Source organism: Polaribacter sp. NJDZ03 (assembly GCF_019263805.1).
Classification (GTDB): Bacteria; Bacteroidota; Bacteroidia; order Flavobacteriales; family Flavobacteriaceae; genus Polaribacter.
In genome coordinates, this window is record NZ_CP079195.1 from 3769120 (window position 1) to 3794370 (window position 25251).

General features: G+C 32.4%; 15 protein-coding genes. 14 read left to right on the plus strand and 1 reads right to left on the minus strand.

All coding sequences use genetic code 11. From position 1 onward, the window contains the following. Positions 1-68 precede the first annotated feature (68 nt). The 13 genes from KV700_RS15955 (at position 69) to KV700_RS16015 (ending at position 23298) form a co-directional block, all read left to right on the plus strand. Positions 69-3269, plus strand: a complete 3201-nt coding sequence (locus KV700_RS15955) for a TonB-dependent receptor (protein ID WP_218598488.1) — start codon at positions 69-71, stop codon at positions 3267-3269. A 17-nt stretch (positions 3270-3286) separates the two neighbouring features. Next, positions 3287-5008 carry a RagB/SusD family nutrient uptake outer membrane protein gene (locus KV700_RS15960; protein ID WP_218598489.1) on the plus strand — a complete coding sequence of 574 codons (1722 nt, stop codon included), beginning with the start codon at positions 3287-3289 and terminating at the stop codon, positions 5006-5008. A 175-nt stretch (positions 5009-5183) separates the two neighbouring features. Next, positions 5184-6452: an MFS transporter gene (locus KV700_RS15965; protein WP_254712936.1), complete on the plus strand. Its 1269-nt coding sequence runs from the start codon at positions 5184-5186 to the stop codon at positions 6450-6452. After that, the gene (locus KV700_RS15970; protein ID WP_218598491.1) at positions 6452-7612 is read left to right on the plus strand and encodes a mandelate racemase/muconate lactonizing enzyme family protein; all 1161 of its coding nucleotides are present in this window, start codon (positions 6452-6454) and stop codon (positions 7610-7612) included. The genes KV700_RS15965 and KV700_RS15970 overlap by 1 nt, the downstream gene beginning before the upstream one ends. A 221-nt stretch (positions 7613-7833) precedes the next feature. Then, positions 7834-9612, plus strand: a complete 1779-nt coding sequence (locus tag KV700_RS15975) for an arylsulfatase (protein WP_218598492.1) — start codon at positions 7834-7836, stop codon at positions 9610-9612. A 158-nt stretch (positions 9613-9770) separates the two neighbouring features. After that, a complete protein-coding gene (locus KV700_RS15980) occupies positions 9771-11336 on the plus strand; it encodes an MFS transporter (RefSeq protein ID WP_218598493.1) in 1566 nt (521 codons plus the stop codon). A 20-nt stretch (positions 11337-11356) separates the two neighbouring features. Next, the gene (locus tag KV700_RS15985; RefSeq protein ID WP_218598494.1) at positions 11357-12850 is read left to right on the plus strand and encodes a family 16 glycosylhydrolase; all 1494 of its coding nucleotides are present in this window, start codon (positions 11357-11359) and stop codon (positions 12848-12850) included. Positions 12851-12884: 34 nt separating this feature from the next. Next, positions 12885-14303, plus strand: coding sequence for a sulfatase-like hydrolase/transferase (locus KV700_RS15990; protein ID WP_368384762.1), 1419 nt, complete (start codon positions 12885-12887; stop codon positions 14301-14303). Positions 14304-14321: 18 nt separating this feature from the next. Further along, the gene (locus KV700_RS15995; protein WP_218598495.1) at positions 14322-15806 is read left to right on the plus strand and encodes a family 16 glycosylhydrolase; all 1485 of its coding nucleotides are present in this window, start codon (positions 14322-14324) and stop codon (positions 15804-15806) included. Between the two features lie 45 nt (positions 15807-15851). Further along, entirely contained in the window at positions 15852-17843 is a 1992-nt protein-coding gene (locus KV700_RS16000; protein ID WP_218598496.1) for a glycoside hydrolase family 127 protein, read from the plus strand. Positions 17844-18071: 228 nt separating this feature from the next. Then, on the plus strand, positions 18072-19940 hold the full coding sequence (locus tag KV700_RS16005; protein ID WP_218598497.1) for a CRTAC1 family protein: 1869 nt from the start codon (positions 18072-18074) through the stop codon (positions 19938-19940). 7 nt (positions 19941-19947) lie between these two features. After that, complete coding sequence (locus tag KV700_RS16010) at positions 19948-21780, plus strand: metallophosphoesterase family protein (RefSeq protein ID WP_218598498.1); 1833 nt, start codon at positions 19948-19950, stop codon at positions 21778-21780. Between the two features lie 39 nt (positions 21781-21819). Continuing rightward, entirely contained in the window at positions 21820-23298 is a 1479-nt protein-coding gene (locus KV700_RS16015) for a sulfatase-like hydrolase/transferase (protein ID WP_218598499.1), read from the plus strand. 23 nt (positions 23299-23321) lie between these two features. Here the strand turns inward: KV700_RS16015 and KV700_RS16020 are convergent, their stop codons facing one another. Then, a complete protein-coding gene (locus KV700_RS16020; protein WP_218598500.1) occupies positions 23322-24929 on the minus strand; it encodes a hypothetical protein in 1608 nt (535 codons plus the stop codon). 174 nt (positions 24930-25103) lie between these two features. Between KV700_RS16020 and KV700_RS16025 the strand changes: the two genes are divergently transcribed. Beyond that, on the plus strand, positions 25104-25244 hold the full coding sequence (locus KV700_RS16025; protein WP_218598501.1) for a hypothetical protein: 141 nt from the start codon (positions 25104-25106) through the stop codon (positions 25242-25244). The last annotated feature ends 7 nt before the right edge of the window (positions 25245-25251 follow it).

Genomic DNA, 25251 nt, shown 5'->3' on the forward strand with positions numbered 1-25251 from the left:
AAATTTGAATAATGAATTGATTTTTTATCAAATTCATAATTTATAATAATTCAAAAAACCAATTAATTATGAGAAAAAAACTATTTTTTGATAATAGTTCGTACGTATCCTTTATAAAACAATATAGGGTAATCGGACTATTATCAATTTGTTTAATCACATTTCCAGTGTTTGCAAATGCAAGCTCATTAGAGGTAGATGATAACAATATTAATGAAGCTAGCTTTCAGCAAAATATTACTGGAACCGTTTCAGATGAGAGTGGACCAATCCCTGGGGTTAGTGTTCAGGTAAAAGGAAGTACTACAGGTACTGTAACAGATTTTGATGGTAATTATTCTTTATCGGCAAAAGATGCAAATGCTACTTTAATATTTTCTTATATAGGTTATAAAACGCAAGAAGTTTTAGCCGGTGGTAAAGCAGTAGTAAACGTAACAATGTTACCAGATGTAGCAAGTTTAGATGAGGTTGTTATTGTTGGTTATACTTCTAAGAAAAGAGGAGAATTAACAGGTTCTGTTAGTACATTAAAAGCAGAAGAAATAGAAAACACTTCTAATAGAGAAGTTGCTAAATCTCTTTCTGGTAGGGTAACTGGTTTAATTGTTTCAGATAGAGGTGGTTATCCTGGTTCTAGTGGAGATGTGTCTTTATTAATTAGAGGGCAGTCTACACTAAACAATAATGCGCCTTTAATTTTAATTGATGGTGTGCAAACAGGTATTGATACATTTAATCAATTAGCACCACAAGATATAGCTAATTTAAGTGTCTTAAAAGATGGGGCAGCAGCTATTTATGGTAATAGAGCAGCAAATGGTGTTATTATAGTAACTACAAGAAGAGGTAAATCTGGAAAAGCAAAAGTAAAGGTATCTACTTCTTATAGTATTTCTTCATTTTCAGCATTTCCAAACTTAATGTCTTCAGAGCAATATGCAACTTATGAAAATGAAATTGCAGATAGAAAAGGAATTACATTACCATTTACACAGTCAGATATAGATAAGTATGCTTCAGGTACCGATCCTATTAACTACCCAAGTACAGATTGGGCAGCGTTAACGTTTGCTAAAAATGCACCAGAAACTAGAAATTCTATTTCTATTTCAGGAGGTAGTGAAAACGTAAAATACTTTGTAAGTGGAGACATGATGAGTAGAGAAGGTCTGTTTGCTTCTGGAGATTTAAATTTTAACCAAAGTCAATTGCGTTCTAACTTAGATGTTAAATTAACAGATGATATAAAGTTAAGTGCAGATATATCAGGTAGATTTTCAGAAAATAAACAACCAGGTGTAGATGCAAGTTTTATTTACAAGCATATTTATACAAATAGACCAACAGATGTTGGTGTGTATCCAAACGGGTTACCTGCTTGGGGTGGAGAAAATGGTGCAAACCCATTAGTAATGTCTAGTAATGAATCTGGGTTTACAAACCGAAAAGATACTGACTTAAGAAGTCGTTTTGCTATGGATTGGAAGTTAGATAAAATAACAAAAGGGTTAAGTTTTAATGGGTATGTTGGTTTAAGAAAAATGAATTACGACCAAAAATCTTTTTATACTCCTTGGACAATTTATAGACTAGATCAAACCAGTGGAGATTATAATCCAGAAGTTGGTTTTTCTCAAAATGGTAAAGAAAATATTTTAAGAGATACTTTTTGGAAGTTTGATCAAACCTTATTAAATGCCACTTTAAGATATAGTACTACTATTAATGATGTACATTCTATAAATGGTTTTATTGGTTACGAGCAGCAAACATCACAAACAAGTAGTTTTTATGCACAAAGCAGAAACCTACCTTCTGTAGACCTTCCGTATTTATTTGCAGGAGATCCAGAATCTCAACTAACGGATGGTTCTGCAAGTGAAGCAGCATCGTTAAGTTATTTAGGTTCTTTGTCTTATGATTATGATAAAAAATACTTTTTAGATTTAACATTACGTAGAGATGGTTCTAGTAGATTTAGTTCAGAGAATAGATTTGGTACTTTTTATAGTGTTGGTGGTTCTTGGGCTATTGGAAAAGAAAGTTTTTTAGAAAATGTTTCTTGGTTAAATTCTCTTAATTTAAGAAGTAGTTATGCTGTAATGGGGAATGATAGAATACCAGGATTTCAATTCTTATCTCAATATTCTTATGGTGGAGATTTTAATAATAACAACACCAATACAAGACCAAATTATTATGCTTTTGGAGAGAATGGTATAACAAATAATGGTTACAGAACAGGTGTTGCGCCGAATCCAAATGTAACTTGGGAAACTGCAATTATGAAAAACTTTGCTGTAACTTTTGCAATGTTTGATAATAGATTAACTGGAGAGGTAAATTATTTTTATCAGAATAGAAAAGATATCTTAGTAGACAATGGTGGTGAAGTTCCAGATTTTACAGGAGTACAATTACCAGATGAAAACTTAGGTAGAGTAGATAGTTATGGTGTTGAGGTTACTTTAGGTTGGGCAGATAAAATAGGTAATGTTGGATATAATTTAGGGTTTAATTTAACACAAGCCAAAAATAAGATTGTTTACTTACCGCAACCAGCAAATACACCAGATGCAATAAGATTAGAAGGAAGTCCTATTGGTTCTTATATTGTATACCCAACAGCGGGAATCTTTAAAGACCAAGCGCAAGTAGATGCTACTGAAGTAAAATTATCAGGTACTGTAGAAGGAGAACCAATTTACTTAGATACAAATGGAGATTTAAAAATAGACGAGAATGATCGTGTTAGAAGACAAACTTCTAACGTGCCACAAATACAATATGGTATTATAGGTGGTTTAAATTACAAGAACTTTAACTTTAGTTTCTTATTACAAGGGCAAGCCAAAGCAGAAGCATTAGTGTTTTTCGATCAAGACGGGGCAAAGCCAGATTATGTGTTTAATCAAAGATGGACACCAGAAAACAGAAATGCAAGGTATCCAAGAGCTTTTGGTTTAAATGATACGTTTAGTGGTAATCAAAGTGATAATCCAGAAAATTTTCAAGGAGCAGATATTTGGATACATGATGCATCATTCTTAAGATTAAAAGAAATAGAATTAGGATATACATTAACAAAAGAGAAAACAAAATTTGCAGATATTAAAATCTTTGCAAGAGGTTTTAACTTGTTAACTATGTTTTCAGAAATTCAAAAATTAGGATTAGATCCAGAGGCAACAGGATACAATAACTTTAGAGGTGCAACATACCCTTCTTTAAAGATGTATACTTTCGGTTTAAATTTTACTTTTTAACATAAAAAATAGATACAATGAAAAAAATAAAATTAATATATTTATTTGCAGCGATCGGCTTTTTCTCTATGATGAGTTGTGAAGATGTTTTAGATACAGACTCTTTAGATTCTTACCCTAGTGATTTAATCTTTAGTGATCCAGTGCAGTTAGAAAGAGTAGTGTATTCTGCCTACAACAGTACAGAGAGTTGGGGGTTAAACAAAAGTATTTGGTGGGCAAGAAGATATAATATCGAAGCAGGTTCTTTTGAAGCTAAGTTTAATTTTAAGAATTTAAATAGACTTGGTTTAAGTGGTAATGGATGGAATTCTCTTAACGTAGGAGATTTTAGAAATAAATGGAGAGACTATTTTCTTTTTGTAAATGAAATCAATCAATTTTTAAATAATGTTGATGATAGTGAAGCGATGGCTGTAAATCCAGAAAAGGTTAATGGTCTAAAAGCAGAAATGAAATTTTTACGAGCTAATATCTACTCTAAAATGATTAAGATGTTTGGTGGTATACCAATTTTTGAAACTGCATTTGGATTAGGGTCTGAATTTAATATTCCTAGAAATTCTTATGAAGAATGTGTTACTTTTATAGTAAAAGAATTAGATGAAGCTGCAGCTATTTTACCAGAAACAAGACCTGCATCAGAATTTGGTAGAGCTACAAAATTAGCAGCATTAGCAGTAAAGGCTCGTACTTTATTGTTTGCAGCTAGTAAATTACACGATCCTGCTACGTTACCAAGTGGTCCGTTATATGACTATGCAAAAGCAACAAAATGGAAAGATGCAGCAGATGCAGCAAAAGTAATAATTGATTTAGTAGGGGGAAGAGATTTAATTGCGACTCCAAATGCAGCAGCGTATCAAAAGTTGTTTTTATCAGCAAACCAAGATATTCTTTTTGCAAGACCTTATGGAGAAACTTTATATGATTTTGGTTTAGATGTAAATTCGTTACCAGACCAAACACAGTCTCCAAGCGGTTATGGTGGTTGGGGTTTATCATCTCCAACACATAATTTTGCGTTAGAGTTTAATATGGCAGACGGTTCTACTACAAGTGGTGCTTCTTATGTTGCTGCAACTCCAAATGCAAATAGAGAGATGAGGTATTATGCAGATTTAAATTATCAAGGTGCTATGTTTAGAGGTAGAGCTGTAGATTATGCTTTAGCAACAGATGCTTCACAGGCAGATGGGTTAGACTCTGCTAACGGCTCTAGTGTTGGAAGTTCTGGAAATGATAATCATTCTTCTAAAACAGGATATAATATTAGAAAGTTTCAAGATGAAGAATTAACGACAACTACAGATATTTCTGCTGGACGTCCTTATGTTTTATATCGTTTAGCAGAAGTATATTTAAATTATGCAGAAGCAAAAGCAGAAATGGGAGAAGATGCAGAAGCTAAAATTTATTTAAACAAAGTTTCTACAAGAGCTTTACAACCAGCAATAACTTTAGGAGGAGATGCTCTTAAAGAAGCAATTAAAAGAGAAAGACGTATAGAATTAGCTTTTGAAGGTCATAACTTTTGGGATGAAAGAAGATGGATGAATCCTGCTAATTTAGGATTTGATATTAAAGGATTGAAGTGGGAAAAAGGAGCTGCAGGAGTGGTAACGCACACAGAGTATAATGTTGTTACTAGACCTTGGTTTGATAAGCAATATTATTTACCAATTCCTAATCAAGAAATTCAAAAAGCATCAGCATTAATTCAGAATGATGGTTATTAAAATATTTTTTATTTCATAGTAGAATTATTTGAATTTGATTTGAGAAAATGCTGAGGATATATTCCTCAGCATTTTCTATTAAACAAAATTAGAGGTTAGTATCATTAAAAAAAACTTAACACAAAATATAAAATCGATGCCGAAAAAGGTAAAAACAACAAAAAAAAGATATAACATGCTCGCCCTTATTTTTGGAACAGTTGTTATCAATTATTTAGATAGAACTAATATTTCTGTTGCAGCATCTGCAATTAGTGAATCTTTAGAGCTTTCTACAGTACAAATGGGATTAATTTTTTCAGTTTTTGGTATTGCTTATGCTGCTTTACAAATTCCTGGAGGAATTATTGTAGATAAAGTAAGGTTACGGTTTTTGTATGCATTTATGCTATTGATGTGGTCTATAGCAACCTTGTTTCAAGGGTTTGTAAATTCATTTAAACTTTTATTAGGTTTAAGAGCTGGTATTGGAGTTTTCGAAGCACCATCTTATCCTGCAAATAATGCTATTGTTACCAAATGGTTTCCAGAAACCGAAAGAGCATCTGCCATTGCCATTTATACTTCGGGGCAATTTATTGGTTTGGCGTTTCTGTTTCCTTTGTTAACTATAATTCAGGACAAAGTTGGTTGGAGAGGACTTTTAATCATTTCTGGAATTATAGGGATACTGTGGTCTGTTGTTTGGTATATCTTTTATAGAGATCCAGATCAGCACAAAACAGTAAGTGAGTCTGAGTTAAAGTTAATTAGTGATGGAGGTGGATTTACACAAAAGAAAAAAGAGGCTGTTGTAAAAGAAAAGTTTAATTGGAATGATTTTTACGAAGCATTTAAACATCGTAAATTATGGGGGATTTACATTGGTCAGTTTTGTATGGGATCTATGTCTATTTTCTTTTTAACTTGGTTTCCTACCTATTTAGTAGAATACAGAGGGTTAGATTTTATACAATCTGGTTTTTTAGCTTCCATACCGTTTTTAGCTGCTTTTTGTGGTGTTTTACTAGCAGGTTTTTCTTCGGATTTTTTAATCAAAAAAGGAAAATCGCCAGAGTTTGCAAGAAAATTACCTGTTCTAATAGGCTTGTCTTTATCAACCTTAATTATAGGAGCTAATTTTACAGATAGTACATTTTACATCATTTTATTTTTAACAATTGCCTTTTTTGGAAACGGTTTAGCGTCCATCACTTGGATCTTTGTTTCCCTAATAGCACCCAAAAGAATTATTGGTTTGGTAGGAGGTGTTTTTAATTTAATTGGAGGGTTATCCGCAGTTATTGTTCCATCTGCAATAGGATTTTTAGTACAAGATGGAGATTTTAGTCCGGCTTTGTTTTTCATCGGAGCTTTAACATTAATAGGGTTTTTATCCTTCTTGTTTGTAGTAGGAAAAGTAGAAAGAATAGAATTAAAAGAAGTAACACAAGATAGTATATAATGAAAATAACAGCAATAAAAACATACCCTGTAAACATTGCGGGTAGAAGTCAGTTAAACGTAAAAGTAGAAACAGAAACCGGTATTTATGGTTGGGGAGCATCCGGATTAACAGGTAGAGAATTGGCGGTAATTGGTGCTTTAGATCATTTTAGACCTTTGTTAATTGGTAAAGATGCGCGTCAAATAGGTGCTATTTGGCAAGACTTGTATAGAGGTCAGTATTTTGAAGGTGGTAGAGTTTTAACCGCTGCAATTTCTGCGATAGATATGGCTTTGTATGATATTAAAGGGAAAGATTTAGGAGTTCCTGTTTATGAGTTATTAGGAGGAAAGCAGCGAGACTATGTAGAGTGTTTTGCTTCTTTACGTTTTAGTAGCAAAGAAGAATTAATTAACAGAGCTAAAGTTTTATTGAAGGAAGGATGGAAGATGTTGCGCTTAGCACCTGCGGAATATGAAGAAGGAAAATTTGCGTCTGTTTTTGAACCGAGACAATCTATTGCCATTATTGCAGAGTGGTTAATTGAGTTGAGAAAAGAAGTAGGTACTGCAGCGGTAATTGGTATCGATTATCACCACAGATTAACAGTGCCAGAAACCATTTCTTTTTTACAGAGAATGCCTGTTGGAACCATCGATTTTATAGAAGAGCCTATTCGTGATGAATCTCCAGAAGCTTATGAAACACTTAGAAAAATGACCAATGTTCCTTTTGCAATTGGAGAAGAATTTGCGAGTAAATGGCAGTTTTTACCATACTTAGAAAGAGGTATTACACAGTTTGCAAGAATTGATGTGTGCAACGTTGGTGGAATTACAGAGGCAATGAAAGTGGCTTCTATGGCAGAATCTCATTATATAGATTTAATGCCGCACAACCCAATAGGACCTATTTGTACAGCAGCTACGTTACATGTGGCAGCTGCAAGTCCTAATTTTAGTTGGTTAGAAGAAATGAATACGCATGTAGAAAACCCTGGTTTAGATGATGCTAATTATTATCCAATACAACCACAAATAGACGGAACTCGTTATAAATTGACTGATGCACCAGGTTTAGGTGTCGATTTTAATGAGGAATTGGCAATAAAAGAGGGGTTTAAAATGGTAGAAGCACCTCGTTTAAAAAAAGAGGATGGTTCTTTTACCAATTGGTAAAATACGCATGTTAAAATAACTTACAAGGTTTCTAAAACGGTGCAGGAAAATCAAATAATTCAAATTCACTTTACGTGATATTCTGTTTATTAAGACAGATAATACATACAGTCAGTTCGAGTGAAATTTCTTTTTTCAGAAATTTTGTATCAAGAACCTTTGTTTTAAAAGATGATTAATTTGTATCAAAAAAAATAATTTCTATCATAAAATACTAAAACATGAATAAAAATTTAATTTTAATACTGATGCTTTTCGGATTTATTTCTGTTGAAAAGACATCAGCACAAAAAAGACCAAATATTATCATTATGATGAGTGATGATCAAGGTTATGGAGATATAGGCGGACACGGAAATCCGTATTTAAAAACACCAAATATGGAGAAAATAGGGAAAGAAGGTGTAGAAATGACACATTTTTTTAGTTATCCAAACTGTTCTGCATCAAGAGCAGCATTACTAACGGGGAGATATCCTTACAGAACAGGCGTTACAGCGGTTACACAAGTAGATCATTTTATGCACACTACAGAAACTACTATTGCTGAGGTTTTATCTGAAAATGGGTATAAAACAGGAATCTTCGGAAAGTGGCATTTAGGTGATAATGCACCAATGAGACCAACAGATCAAGGTTTTCAAGAAGCTTTGGTGCATAAAGGTGGCGGAATCGGGCAAGCTGCAGGTCCTGCTGGAAACACGTATTTCGACCCGATTTTAGAACACAATAATGTATCAACTAAATACAAAGGATATTGCGATGATATTTTTACAGACGCAGCATTAGATTTTATGAGTAAAAAAGACGGAAAACCATTTTTTACATATCTAGCAACTAATTTACCTCATTTTCCACTACAGGTTCCCGATGAGAGAGCGGCTCCTTTTAGAAAAATGGGTTTGCATGAAGACAATGCGCTTACGTACGGTATGATTGATAATATTGATTATAATGTGGGGAGAGTTTTAAGTAAATTAAAAGAATTAGGAATTGAAGATAATACGATTGTTATTTTTCTTTCTGATAATGGGCCAAGAACAAGAAGGACTAAGAACGATCATTATCCTGGAAGATGGGTTGCTAATTTAAGAGGAACCAAAACAAGTGTTTATGATGCTGGTATTCGTGTGCCTTTTTATGTGAAATGGCCGGGAAAAATCAGGCCAAAAAATAAAACAGCAACTATGGGGGCAATTATAGATTTGTTTCCAACTTTGTTGGATGCGGCTAAAGTTGCATCACCAAAAAACAGAAAGATAGACGGAACTTCTTTATTGCCACTTTGGACTAAAAACGATACAGAAAGTTTACAAGAACGTGATTTTGTTGTGCAAATGCATTACGGACCAACACCTTTTAAATACATGCACTTTAGCTTAAGAACTCCAAAGTATAAATTGGTAAGTCCGCATGATTCTCCACACGGAATTGTACATCAACCTACAGATTTCGAGTTAAAAAATGTGGTTAAAAACTTAGAATTGTATGATGTAGAGAACGACCCAAGTGAAAGAATAAACATTGCAAAAGAGCATCCATCAATTGTAAATGAAATGTTAAGTCGATATGAAAATTGGTTTGATGAGGTAACGGAAGAAAGAGATGCAAGAGGAATTCAGAAAATTTATTTAGGAAATAAAATACAGCCTCATGTTAATTTATCTCGTTTCGATTGGGGAGGCCCGCGTGTAATTTCTCGTTTCGATTATGGAGGTCCAAGAGTTGTAGAAGACAATCAATTAGGGTATTGGCAAGTAAAAACAGAAGAAGGAGTTTACAATGTTTCTTATGATTTACCTATCTTAGAAAACGGAGGAGTTGCCCATTTAAAATATGGGAAAGTTCATTTGAAGTTACCGTTAAACAAGAATCAAAAAAGAATAGTTTTTAAAAATGTAAAACTTCCAAAAGGAGAAGGTAATTTTCATGCGTATATTAAAGCAGATAGGTTGCCTGTTGGCCCTCTTTTTGTAGATGTGGTTCGTTTAGACTTATAATTTAATTAAAAGTTAATTGTAAGGTAAAATAGGGTTAAGAGTTGGTAAATTTAATTAACAGATTAAGTCTGAATTAGGTTTACTTTGTTTGCTAGACAATTATTGTCGTTATAAAAATAATTGGCAGTAAAAGAGTCAATTAACTAAATAATCATAAAATGAATAAACACACTAAAAATGCTTTCTTATATGCTATCATCGTAGCTATAGGGTCGTTTGTCTTTGGTTTAGATGCTGTATTAATTTCGGGAGGATTTAAATTTATTACACAAGAATTTAATTTAACGGCTTCACAAGTTGGTTTAATTGGTTCTGCGCCAGGTATTGGAGTGTTAATAGCATTACCGTTAACTGCCTTTTCTGCAAATAAATTTGGAAGAAAACTTACCCTACAGATTATAGCAATATTTTATATTGTTTCTGCAGTTGGTTCTGCTTTTGCCCCATCATTTTTAGCATTATTTTGGTTTCGATTCTTAGGCGGATTAGCCTTTAGTTCTGTTACTTTAGCTTCTATGTATATTGGTGAAATTGCACCTGTAGCGCAAAGAGGTAAATTGGTTTCTACACTACAAATAAACATGGGAATTGGTTTTACAGCAGCCTATTTAATTAATTATTGGATTTTACAACAAATGGGGTCTGATTTGCAATGGGTACAAGATTTAAACCTAGCTGAAACCGGATGGCGTTGGATGCTTGGTATAGAGATAATTCCTGCTATTATTTGGTTTTTATTATTGTTTATAATCCCTAAAAGTCCGGCTTGGTTAGTCTATAAAAACAGAATTGATGAAGCAAAAAAATCGCTAGCAAAAGTATACCCAGAAAACGAAGTTAATGAACAAATTCAGCAAATGGTTGAAAGTGTTGATAGTGTAGAAGGTAATAGATCGACAGTTAGTCAGTTAAAAGAGATTTTTAGTAGTAAAACAAGAATTGTTTTAATTATTGCTTTTACATTAGCAGTTGTTCAACAATTTACGGGTATGAATGCAGTTATGATCTACGCTCCAACCATGTTTGAGCAATTAGGTTTAGGAACAGATGCAGCATTTTCTAGTACTATTTGGATTGGTGTAATTGGTTTAGTAGCTACTCTAGTGTCATTATCTTTAATTGATAGATTTGGTCGTAGACCATTAGTAATTGGTGGTTTAATATTAATTATTATAAGTATATCAACCGTTTCTTACGGGTTTAAACAAGCAACTTACCAAGTAACGCAAGATGCTATTGTTAAAATGAAAGATATTCCTAACATAGAAAAGTTAAATGCTATTGTAGGAAAAGAGTTTAATAGTGATATTGAGTTTAAGAATTCTTTAAGTGATATTCTTGGAGTAGAGTCTGCGCGTGATAATTCTGGTGTAATATTTAAAGAAACTGCACACATGAATGCAATTTTAATATTACTAGGTATTTTAACTTTTATTGCCGCATTTAATTTCTCTATAGGACCAATTATGTGGGTGTTACTTTCTGAAATTTTTCCAATTTCTAATCGTGGAGTTGCCATACCATTATTTGCTTTAATTTCTAGTACAGTTAGTGCGTTGGTACAATACTTATTCCCTTTAGAAATGGAAATATTTGGAGCCGCTACAACTTTTATAATTTACGCAGGTATTGTACTTGTGGGCTTAATTATTTTATATAAATACCTTTTAGAAACGAAAGGACTTTCTTTAGAAGAGATTCAAGCGAAGCTTCAAAGAAAATAATAACAATAAAAATAAGATAAATGAAATATCAAAAAATATATTTAATAGCATTTCTTTTAGGAACATTCACTTTTGTAAGCACTGGATGTGAATCATCTAATAAAACTAAGGAACCTGTTACAGAAACTGCAATAAAGCAACGTTTTTTACCTTTTTCTGATCCAGAAAACAAAGGTGAATGGGTTTTAAATGAAGACATTAGTGATGAGTTTGAAGGCACCGAAATAGATACTACAAAGTGGTTTGTAGAAGGACAAAATGGTGATTATTATATTTGGAAAGGTAGAGCTCCTTCTCAATATGCTCCGCATAACGTAGTTGTTAAAGACGGAAATTTAATCTTAAAAACACAATGGGAACCAGATTACAACTTTGCTAAAGAAAGTTATGCAGATGGTGCTAATAAAGATACCTATGGTGTGCATGAAGGGAAACCTTTACCTGTAACAACAGCTGCAATTGTTAGTAAAAAGAGATTTTTAAATGGTTATATGGAAATAAAATCTAAAGCACCACATGCAGCAATGACAGCTGCATTTTGGGCAATTGGTTTTGAGCAAGAGTTAGACATGTACGAGCAATTGGCAGTGCCAAAAATTGCAAAGGAAGGCTCTATAGATAAGCATATGAATAGAACAGCAATTCATGATTGGAGCCCACCTTCTACGAGACCAACAAAAGCTTTTGGTTATGATGAAAAACTGACGTATGTAACATCAGACGATTTTCATGTATATGGAGTAGAATGGGGAGAAGATCATTTAAACATTTTTAGAGATGGGAAATTTATTTATGGATTTACACAAGATGAGTTAGGTACAGATTGGGTCTTAAATAATCCAATGGAAATATGGGTAGATTCAGAAATTTTTAAATGGTTAGGTGTTCCTCATAAAGAAGAATTACCAGCAACTTTTGAAGCGGAATATGTAAGAGTTTGGCAAAAAGAGTCAGATAATTTATTAGCAAAAGATAGAGCCTTTTATGGTTTTGAAGGACCAATTTTGTTTGAAGAAAATACAAAGCCTTTAACGATGGTTCCAGAAGATGCAACTGCAAATGAGTATCAAAAGTTTTGGCTTTTTAGTGAAGGTTCAGAAAAATACTTAAAAATTACAGAAGGACATTATGCAAGTGGTGTAGAAGCTTTACAGTTTTTTGGATATGGTAAAAATGATTCATTAAACGTAGAAAAAGTAGTAGCAAAAACACCAGAAGGTTCTTTAAAACTTCCTGCAGGAGACTATAATTTATCAATGAAAGTTTGGTTAGATCAAGGTAGAATTACAGATTCTATCCATGTTACTTTAATGAATCCAAAAACCGAATTAATTTTTTCTGGTTTAAAAAAACTAGAGAGAAAACAATGGCTTACGGTAGAAAAGAAAGTTTCAAGACAAGCAGCATCTGCAGTTAATGATGGAATGGTTATAGAAATCAGAAAAGAAGATTTACCTGCAACAAAAGCCGCTAAATTATACATAGACGATATTGAAATTAAAAAAGCTAATTAAGAATCTATATTTTTAGATTCAACGAATTCAATTTATGATGAAAAAAAGTATTCTATTTATTTGTATGGCAATAGCAATGGCTAGTTGTGCTCAAAAAAAGCCAAACATTATTTTCTTGTTTTCTGATGATGCAGGGTATGCCGATTTTGGTTTTCAAGGAAGTGACGTAATGATAACACCTAATTTAGATAAGCTGTCTAAAGAAGGCGTAAAGTTTACGCAGGGGTATGTAACAGATGCTACTTGTGGTCCTTCTAGAGCAGGATTAATTACAGGGAAATATCAACAAAAATTTGGGTATGGAGAAATAAATGTTCCTGGTTATATGAGTGAAAACTCAAAGTTTTTAGGAGATGATATGGGCTTGCCTTTAGACCAAAAAACAATCGCAGATTATTTAAAAGAATTAGGATATACAAGTGCTGCCTACGGAAAATGGCATTTAGGTAATGCAGATCGTTTTCATCCTTTAAAAAGAGGATTTGATGAATTTTACGGTTTTAGAGGTGGTGCAAGAAGTTTTTTTCCAATCAAAAATTTTAAAGGCATTCACCATGACAATAAAATGGAAAGAAATTTTGGTCATTTTGAAGAACCAAAAGGGTATGCTACAGATGTTTTTGCAGACGAAGCAATCTCTTTTATCGAAAGAAATAAGGACAAACCATTTTTTATCTATTTAGCCTTTAACGCAGTTCATACGCCTATGGAAGCTACTCCAGAAGATATGGCAAAGTTTCCTAATTTAAAAGGAAAGCGTCAACAAGTGGCAGCAATGACATTGGCATTAGACAGAGCTTCTGGTAAGGTTTTAGATAAGTTAAAAGAACTAGGTTTAGATGATAATACAATTATTGTTTTTTCTAATGATAATGGAGGTCCAACAGATAAAAATGCCTCTTTAAACTTGCCTTTAAGTGGAACAAAATCGAACCATTTAGAAGGTGGATTAAGAGTTCCTTTTTTAGTAAAATGGCCTAAAAAATTAAAATCAAACCAGGTGTATAATTACCCTGTTAGTACGTTTGATTTATTACCAACATTTTATGCTGCTGGAGGTGGTGATGTTGCAGATTTAGATGCAGTAGATGGTGTAGATTTAATGCCTTTTATTAGTGGAGCTGACAGTGCAAGACCACACGAAGATTTATTTTGGAAAAAAGAAACGCGTGCTGTTTATAGACATAACGATTGGAAATTAATCCGTTTTGCAGATAGACCAGCAGAATTGTATGATGTTTCTAAAGATTTAACTGAGCAAAAAGATTTGGCTTCAGCAGAACCAGAACGTTTAAAAAGCATGTTTAAAAAGTTATTTGAATGGGAATTGACCTTAGAGCGTCCGATGTGGATGTTAAAACAAACTTTTGAAAAATATGACATTGATAGAATGGATCGTTATAGAACTCCGGAGTTGGTAAAAGAGGAAATGAAGAAATACAATAATAACTAAATATAAAAATATAATAGAATGATACAATTTAAGAAGTATACATTTATCGCTTTATTAGGCTTGTTATCACTTGTGAGTGTAAGTTGTGCGCAAAATAAATCAGCAGTAAAAGTTAAAACAGAAATAACATCTCCAATGCCATTTTCTGACCAACAAAATGAAGGTGGTTGGGTTTTAAATGAAGCGTTAAGTGATGAGTTTAAAGGAACTGAAATAGATACTGTAAAATGGTTTGTAGAAGGCTTAAATGATAAATATTATATTTGGAAAGGACGAGCTCCTTCTCAATTTGTTGCTAAAAACGTTATTGTAGAAAATGATAAGTTAAAGCTAAGAACAGCTTGGGAACCAGATTATCCATTTATTAAAGAAAGCTATGCAGATGGTAATATGGGGTCATCTCAATATGGTATTTATAAAGACGGAACGCCAATGCCAGTTACTACAGCAGGTGTTTTAACCAATAAACGTTTTTTATACGGTTATATGGAGGTGAAATCTAAGGTTGGTAACGCAGCTATTACAGGTGCATTTTGGGCAATTGGACATGAGCAAGAATTGGATATTTATGAGTTAATGGGAAATCCTAAAAACAAAAAAGGAAATATTAGAGAAGATTCTTATTTAGCAACAGCGCATGATTGGAGTCCACCAGCTCAACGTCCTACTAAGATTTTTAATCATGAATTGGATTTAGGTTTCCGCACAGCGGATGATTTTCATGTATATGGAGCAGAATGGGGTGAAGATTATTTAAAATTATTTATTGATGGAAAAATGATTCGTCATTTTACACAAGATGAATTAGGAACTTCTTTTGTTTTAAACAACCCAATGGAAATTTGGTTAGATTCAGAGATTTTCTTTTGGTTAGGCTTGCCTCATAAAGAAGAGTTACCAGTAGATTTCGAGATTGAATATATGAGAGTTTGGCAAAAACCATCTGATAATTTATTAGCTGAAGACGCAGCTTTTTATGGTTTTGAAGGACCAATTTTGTTTGAAGAAAACGGAAGACCTTTAACTTTATTACCAGAAAGTTCTGTGCCAGATGAGTATCAGAAATTTTGGACAATAGATGGTGGCTCAGAAAAATATTTATCAATTGCTTATGGCGATTATTACAAAGGTGTAAATAGTTTAGAGTTTGCAGGGTTTAGTAAAACTGAAAGTTTAGAAGTAGAAAAAGCCGTTGCTATGGCTCCTGAGGGTTCATTGGAATTAGAAGCTGGTGAATTTACAATTTCGGCAAAAGTTTGGTTAGATCAAGGTGTTATTGCAGATAAAATTCACTTGGTTTTACAAGATCCAGAATTAGAAGTAACTTTTAGAGATCTTAGAAAGCTTCCAAGACGTGAATGGATTACAGTAGAAAGTGCTATTTCTAGAACAGTTGCATCAGGAAAAAAAGATGCCATTGCGGTTGAAATTAGAAAAGAAGATTTGCCAAAAACTAGAGCAGCAAAACTTTTAATAGACAATATTGTTATCAAGAAAAAATAATTAAAAAATCAACATTAATAAAACTTACGTTAAAAAATACATTTTATGAGTACTACTTCAAATCTTCATAAGAACGCAATTACAAACACATCAGAAAGTCCGTTTGTAAAGTTAAAGAGTATCAATTTTGGTGATTGTAATTGGACTTCTGGTTTTTGGTCGGAAAAGGTAAAAACTGCTGCAGATACAATGCTTCCTTATATGGGAGATTTATTGTGTGGAGATATTGGTCATGGATTAAACAACTTTAAAATTGCAGCCGGAGAAAAAGAAGGTGAACACAAAGGGTTTTATTGGCATGATGGAGATTTCTTTAAATTCATGGAAGCTAAAATGTATATCTATGCGCAAACTAAAGATGAATCTTTATTAAAGGAATTAGATGAATATATCGATATTATTGGGCAAGCTCAAGAAGAAGATGGGTATATACATACGCACGTTCAAATAACAGAAGGTGTAGATCGTTTTGAAAACAGAAAGTACCATGAAATGTACAATTTCGGACATTTATTTATTGCAGGTTCTGTTCATTTTAGATTAACAGGTCAGCGTAATTTCTTGGATATCGCGGTTAAAATGGCAGATTTATTACATGCTTATTTTATGCCAGACACTAAGCATTATCAACGTTTTGGATTCAATCAAACTCAGATTATGGGCTTGGTAGAATTGTATAGAACTACTAGAGACAAAAGGTATTTAAAATTAGCAGAAAAGTTTATCAACCGAAGAGGAACTTACGAAATAGAGCACGATTCTACTACAGTTGGTTACCCGATTGGAGATATGGTGCAAGAAAGAACGCCTTTTAGAGAATCTGAAGAAGCTGTTGGTCATGCTGTTTTAGCCTTGTATTATTATGCAGGAGCAGCAGATGTGTATGCAGAAACTGGTGAAAAAGCTTTATTGACTTCTTTAGACAAATTATGGGAAAACGTTACAGGCAAAAAAATGTATGTAACAGGAGCTGTTGGGCAAGCACATTATGGTGCATCCACAAGTTTAGATATGATTGAAGAAGGTTTCATAGATGCGTATATGATGCCAAATATGACCGCTTATAACGAAACGTGCGCTAACTTATGTAACGCCATGTTTAGTCATAGAATGATGGGAATTAATGGCGAATCTAGATATGCAGATATTATAGAATTAGTTTTATATAACTCTGGTTTATCAGGAATTAGTATTGAAGGGAAAGATTATTTCTATTCGAATCCTTTAAGAATGGTCAACAATTCTAGAAATTACGATTCGCACGATGACGTAACTGAAAGTCCTGTAAGACAACCATATTTAGAGTGTTTCTGTTGTCCTCCAAACTTGGTAAGAACAATTTGTAAAACTTCTGGATGGGCGTATAATTTATCAGAAAATGGTGTTTCTGTTGTTTTATTCGGTGGAAACAATTTAGACACAAAAATGTTAGATGGTTCTGCATTAAAATTATCTCAAGATACAGAGTATCCTTGGAAAGGTTTGGTGAAAATAACTGTTGATGAATGTAAAAGTGAAGCTTTTGATATTCAAGTTAGAATTCCGAAATGGGCAGTTGGTAGTACTTTAAAAGTAAATGGAGAAGATGCAGGTGTTGCTGTAAATCCAGGTAATTTTGCAAACATCAATAGATCTTGGAAAGCAGGAGATGTGATTGTTTTAGACATGCCAATGGAACCAACTTTTATTGAAGGTCATAACAGAATAGAAGAAGTTAGAAATCAATTAGCAGTAAAAAGAGGTCCAATTGTATATACTATTGAAACTCCAGATTTACCAGAAGGAGCAGCTATTTTAGATGTGTATTTAAAAGGAGATGCTCCTTTAAAAGCTGTGCACAAACCAGAATTTTTAGGAGGAGTTACGGTAATAGAAACAGAACTTTTATTAAGAGAAGGTAAATCGGATGACATGTATCAAACTGTTACAAAACCGGTCTTTAAGTCTTTTAAAACGCAATTAGTGCCTTATTACGCTTGGAGTAATAGAGGGCAAGCAGAAATGACCGTGTTTATGCCGGTTGTTTGGAATAATTAAATAACACAAGGGGCTTAAGTGCCTTATTAACAACTTTTTTATTGATAAAACAGCTTAATCAATTCAGGAAACTGAAAAGAGTAAGCTGTTTCTTTTTTTGTAATAAACTATGGTAAAATAGGAATATGATAAGGTACAATAAAGGAACTATTTCTAGATTTTATTTCGGTTCTTGAAGCCAGAAAATAAAATATAATTAGATTTAAACATCACACGAAATATACAATTATGAATAAAAGAAAATTCAACTTTAAAAACTTATTGATACTTGGTGCAATTGCCTCTTTTATTGGCGTAAATTCTTTAAATGCACAAAACGGTTCTTTTAAAGAAGTTTCTAAAGAATTTCCGAGGCAAGAAAAGAATTTAAGAAAATGGGATTCGCCAGTGGTGGCAGATTTAGACAAAGATGGATATCCAGATTTGTTGATAAATGACCATGGTTACGCAATTCAAGTTCAGTGGAATAATAAAGGGAAGTTTGCAAAACCTTTTGATATTATCATGGGAGATTTACACGGAGTTTCTGTGGGCGATTTTGATAATGATGGAAACTTAGAAATTATTATGTCACGTGGTGGAGGTTCTGGTAGTAATGCTAGAAACTCTAAAATGTACAAAGTAAAAGGAAGAGAGTTTATTCCGATGACAGATTTTGAAGTGCCTTTAGCATTAATGCGTGGTAGAACTGTAAAGTTTGCAGACTTAGATAATGATGGTGATTTAGATTTGTTAAATTTTGCGTTTCCTGATGGAGCAAAAAAAGGAGCAAGTGAAAACTATATATATGAAAACAATGATGCAGGAGAATTAATTTTTCATTCAACTTTGCCAGCAAGTAAAGTAAACGGACAAAAAACTTTGATTACAGATATTAATAATGATAACATTATTGATATTATTTTATATGGTGATAAAAATGTAATCGTATATCAAGGAAATGGCGATTTAACTTTTACCGATGTTACAAAAAAAGTATTGCCTTATGATATTGATGAAGTAACTGCAATTGCAGAAATAGACTATGATAATGATGGTGATATGGATTTGTTTTTCACTAGAGGATTAGAGTTTACTAAAGGAGAAACGTTCTATAATAAAGAAACGCAAGATTTAGGTTTCTATTCAAAAAGAGGAGAGTTAGAATTAGATGATTTTGTTTCAGGTGAAGTTTTAAAATTGGAAAACTTTCAATCTCAATGGCCAAATAATGATACCTATTATATAGGAGAAGCATCTTACGATTATGTTTTTGATGGAGAAACACATTCTGGAAAAGATATTAATTTGGTAATGAGCGATGCTTTAGGTTTCCCTGATAATGCAGATTTTAGTGCTAAAAAAGGGTGGTATATTGGATATGTTGGAAACCAAAAATGGAGAATTGCAGGATATCTTTGGGCACCAGCTACAGGTGTTGTTCATAATGTAAAAAACTACACAGAATCTAAACATCCAGCAGGATTAAATGATATTTTATTAGAAAACAAAGGGTCTAAGTTTGTAGATGTTACTAAAAAAGCAAATGTATTTTTAGAAGAACATACCATGGCTGTTACCGTTGCAGATTATGATAACAATGGTTTCGATGATCTTTTGGTAATTAGAAGAGGTAAATTGGTGTATGAAAATGAATCTATTTTGTATTTAAACAATGGTAATTCTGGGTTTAAAGCAAAAGAAGGACATAATATTATGACCAAAGATTTAGGTGGAATAGGAATGACAGTAGAAAGTATTGACTATAATAAAGACGGAAATGTAGATGTTGTTATTGGTGATGAAAGAGCTAAATGGCATTTATATAAAAATGAATTAGCTGACGGAAATGAATCGTTAACTGTAGAGGTTAGAAACTCTAAAAAAGGAAATATTTCTCCTCTAGGTGCTTTGGTAACTATTTCTTCTTGCGGAAATAATCAAATACAAAGAGTAGGTACTTCAGCTTCTCAATATTCTTTAAACCACAACACTTTTGTTCATTTTGGATTAGGGGATTGTAGTAAATCTGTGAAAGTAAAAGTGACCTATTCTAATGGTGAAGTTTTAGAACAAACAGTAAAAGCAACTAATACTGCAGTTGTAATTGGTAAATAATTTAGGGATGAAAAATAAATTTTTAACATTTATCATATTTTTATTTGTAACATCTTTTATCAAAGGGCAAATTTTGTCCTTACCAAAAAATTTACAACCAGAAGATAGAATTGCATTTGCCATGTATACAGTACATGAAAATACTGTGAAAATGACAGCACAATTTTATCCGATTATAAATTATGAACCTTTTGAAGCTACTTTAGAAATAGAAGAAAATGGCAAATGGGTAGAAAAAACGAAAGCAGCAATTAGATATCCAGGTTATACATCTCTTTTTAGAATTGATAATTGGGATGATACCAAAGAAGCTAAGTACAGAGTTGTGCATAATAACAAAGCTTTTTATGAAGGAATTATTCGTAAAAATCCAATTCGTAAAGAGAATTTTATTTTAGCGGCTTTAACTTGTAATTCTATTTATCCAAGACATGGTGGAGATATTCCAAGAACAGATATTGTAGAAAATCTAATAAAACTAAATCCAGATTTATTATTCTTTTCTGGAGATCAAGTATATGATCATGCGCAGCATTATTTGTATTGGTTAAAATTTGGGACAGATTTTAAAGAAATCATTAGAAATACACCAACCATTTGTATTGTTGATGATCATGATGTTGGACAAGGAAATTTATGGGGAGCAGAAGGCGATAGTTCACCAACGTTAAGTGGAGTTTCAGGAGGTTATTATAGACCTGCGGAATATGTAAAAGAAGTAGAAAGAGCGCAAACAAGTCATTTGCCAGACCCTTATGATGCTGCTCCTGTAAAGCAAGGTATTGGTGTTTATTATACAGATTTAAAATGGGGAGGCATCAGTTTTGCTATTTTAGAAGATCGGAAATTTAAGTCGGGTTTATTAGATTTACCTAAATATGCGCCAGATATTTTTCCTGAAGGAACCAGAGATGCTATTTTTGATCCAACGGTTGATACTCGAAAATTAGACATTCCTACTGCAAAATTATTGGGAGAGCGTCAATTAAAATTTTTGGAAGATTGGACTACAGATTGGGAAAATGCTGAAATGAAAACAGTATTAACTCAAAGTGTTTTTGCGATGGTTAATAATTATACAGGCAAACATGATAGAGAAATAATTGCAGATTTTGATACCAATGGTTGGCCACAATCTGGTAGAAACAAAGCTTTGTCCGTAATTAGAAAAAGTTTTTCACCAATGATTGGTGGAGATCAGCATTTAGCAACATTTGTAAAACATGGTGTAGACAATTGGGGAGATGCAAGTTACTCTTTTGTAACCCCTGCAATTGCTAATTATTGGATGCGTTGGTGGGATCCTAAAAATCCAGGAAAAAATAGAGATAAGAATTCACCAAAATATACGGGAGATTTTTTAGATGGATTTCAAAATAAAATTACCGTAAAAGCAGTTGGAAATCCTTCGTCAGAAGAAATAAAAGAAGGTGGGAAATTATCTACTAGAGTTGCAGGTTTTGGAGTTATTAAATACAACAAATCTAAGAGAACCATTACGTTTGATTGTTGGGGCAGAAATGTAGATATTATGAACCCAAATTCTAAACAGTATAAAGGTTGGCCAATAACAATTTCTCAGTTCGATAATTTTAATCCACGAGAATCGTTTTTACTACCAACGTTAGATTTGTCAAAGGAAAACCAAGTAGTAACTATTAGAAAAAGTGCTACGAGAGAAATCGTTTCTTCAGTTAGAATTAAAGGGAAAATATATCAACCTAAAGTTTTAGAATTAGGTTCTTACACCATTGAAATTGGTGAAGGAAATACACCTATAAAGCTTTTTGAGATTATCTCAAAATCTAAAAATAGTGAACGCTTAAATGTAAAAATTTAACAGATACTAAATAAATATTATTTTAAATCATAGCATATTATGAAACAAATTTTAAAACAACTAAAATTATTATTCTTCGGAACTTTTATTAGCGTAATGGGATGTACAGCGCAAGAAGAGCGTCCAAATATTTTATTCGTCTTGTGTGACGATCTTGGGTATAATGATGTTGGTTTTAATGGATCTACAGATATTATTACACCAGAATTAGATAAGTTGGCCAAAGACGGAACCATTTTTACTTCGGCGTATGTAGCGCATCCTTTTTGCGGACCAAGTAGGGCTTCTATATTAACAGGTCGTTACCCACAACAAATGGGAACAGCTTTTAATCTTCATAGTAATTCTAGTATGAATGATGCTGATAATATGGGGATTCCTACACAAGAAACTTATATGTCTAAAGTATTGCAAGATGCTGGTTATTATACAAGTGCTTTAGGGAAATGGCATTTAGGAAGTGCTCCTAAATTTCATCCGAATGAAAGAGGTTTCGATAATTTTTATGGTTTTCTTGGTGGAGGGCATAATTATTTTCCGGCAAAATATCAAAAGGAATATGATAAACAGTTAAAAGAGGGAAGAAAAGAAATTCGTGATTATATTCTTCCGTTAGAACATAACGGTAAAGAAGTTAAAGAAACCGAATATGTTACAGATGCGTTGTCTAGAGAAGCAATTAAAGATATTAAATTGGCTTCCACTAAAAAGGACCCTTTCTTTATCTATTTAGCGTACAATGCGCCACATGTACCTTTGGAGGCTAAAGAAGAAGATTTAAAAGTATTTGAGAGTATTAAAGATAAGGACAGAAGAACGTATGCTGCAATGGTATATGCCGTAGATAGGGGAGTTGGAGAGATTGTAAAAACGTTAAAAGAAACCAACCAATATGACAATACGTTAATTGTATTTTTGAGTGATAATGGTGGTAATTTTGATCACGGAGCTAATAACTATCCTCTTAAAGGTAGTAAAGGAGATGCTTGGGAAGGCGGTTATAGAGTACCAATGTTTTTTCATTATCCGAATAAAATAGCGAAAGGTCAGCAATTTGATTTTCCTGTTTCTTCTTTAGATTTATATCCTACGTTTGCAAAATTAGCGAATGCTAAGATTCCGAATGACAAAAAAATAGCAGGTAAAGATATTATGGAATCGGTGATTAATAAAACAGATGCGCATAAAGAAGATATGATTTACTGTTTAAGATATCGTCATGGATTTAGTGATGTGGGCGCAAGATTAGGAGATTGGAAAATTACCCGTGTTGGTAATGAACCTTGGAGATTAACAAATATTACCCAAGATATTGGTGAGAAGAAAAATATGGGAGGTAGATATCCAGAACGTCTTAAAAAAATGGTGGCTGAAACTGAAAAATGGACGCAAAGTTTTGTGCAACCATTATGGTATTATTCAGCTAAAGATGAAGAATTATGGAGAGCCGGTAAAATGCCACAATACAACGAAACTTTTGAAGTAGATATGTTAACAGATTTGCCTACTAAAAAATAGACTAAATAAATACGAGGTTGTATTTATATAGAAGTAATGAAACTGGTTAGATTTTGATGTCTTTCCAGTTTCATTTTTTTACGCAATCTGTGTCTTGCAACATGTACACTTCCTAAAGAAATTCCTAAAAGGTGTGCCATTTCTTTTCCCGAAAAGTTAAGTTTTATCAATGCACAAAGCTTTCTGTCTGCTCTACTTAAATCGGGTACTTTTTCTTGTAAGCGTTCATAAAAGCTCTTGTTAAGTTGATTAAATCTTCTATTAAAAGAATCCCATAAACTGGTAGAACTTCTTTCTATTGTTTTTAAAATTATTTTTGATTTGTTTCCCGGATTTGCTTCTTTAATAAAATCGCTTAACTGTTTTATTACTTGTTCTTTTTCTATTAATTGAAGCGTGTTTGTGGTGAGTTCCTTGTTCTTAACGTCTAATAATTCTTTAGAGTTTTGCTGCTTTTTTTCAAACTTTAAATTTTTAATTCTTTGTCTAAAAATTAAGGTTAAAATAATTACTAAAAATAGGATGATAAACATCGTAATTCTAAAATTAAGAAGGGCTTCTTTTTCTTTAGCCAATTCTAAGTTTTTAATATTTAATTGCTCTCTTTTTTTAATAAGTTCTTCTTTGTAATAGTTTTTAATGGTTAAAAAACCTTTGTTTTTTTCGTTTCTAGGGTTTAGTAAAGCGTTGCTGATATCATTAGATTTTTTTTCATATTCATAGGCTAGTGCAAATAAATTTAGTTCTTTTAAAACTTCCGCATAGCGTGAGTATAAAAACGATTTATAGAAGGTTGTTTCTCCTAAATCGCCCTTTATTTTAGCGAATTTTTCAAAATAAAATTTTGCTTCATTAAGGTCGTTCTTTTTATGATAGATGATTGCAATTCTGCCATAAATAATTAGCAAAAACTTCTTGTCCTTGTTTTTTAATCCAGAATTTGGTCCACTATTTTCTAATTGCTGTGCTGCATTTTTTAGTAGTTTTAATGCTTCATTTGGAGCACTATTCCACTCGCTAATACTTGCTTTTTTTTCGTCAAGAAAAATAGAATAGATAGGAGGTAGTTTCGTTTTTTTTGAAAGAACAATACAACTATCAATATAAGATTGTAGGTTTTCTTTGTCCGCAATACGTTGATAGTGTAAAACTAAATTATAATAAGATTTGTAAATTTCTGATACGTCAATTTTGTGATGCTTATATAGTTTTCTATATAGTTCATGAGCTTTAATAAAATAGCTTTCAGATTCTTCGTTTTGTTTATATAGATAGGTTAAAACACCTAATTCTTCATTGGCTTTTGCTATTAAAAGTGGGCTTTTATATTCTTCGGATATAAAAAGGGCTTCACCTGCAAAACTAAATGCTTCTAAGTAATCTAGGTTAAATCTATTAAATCTACTTTGAGTAATAAGGGTGTTAATTAATAAAGTGCTGTCTTTTTTTATTACTGCTTGTTCTTTTGTTTTAGTTAAAAAAATAGAAATAGAATCAAAAGGCATATTTAAAGGAATTATATGCTCTTTAAAATGAGTTTTTAATTGCTGTCCTTGTAAACACTGTAAAACACTAATGTTAAGTATAATTATAAGGTAAAAACTTTTTTGTAAGTTGTTTAATGTTTTCATATACAGTATTATATAATGTTTTTTTTAAATATAAACAATTATTTGTATTAAGTTGTTTAAATAAAAATTATAATGAATGTTAAGTTTTTGTAATTGGTTTTTTAGTGTGATTTTTAATATGATTCCATAGTTTTGGTTAAAAATAAACTCACGAGTAATTACAGGTTATTAAGAATGTTTTTTACCATTTTTTTAGTAAGCTTCTTATTAAATGGTTTTGTTCAAAGTAAAAAGCCAAATATTCTTTTAATTGTAGTGGATGATTTAAAAGATTATACTGGATTTTTAGGAGGACATGCACAAGTGAATATTTAAACTAAAT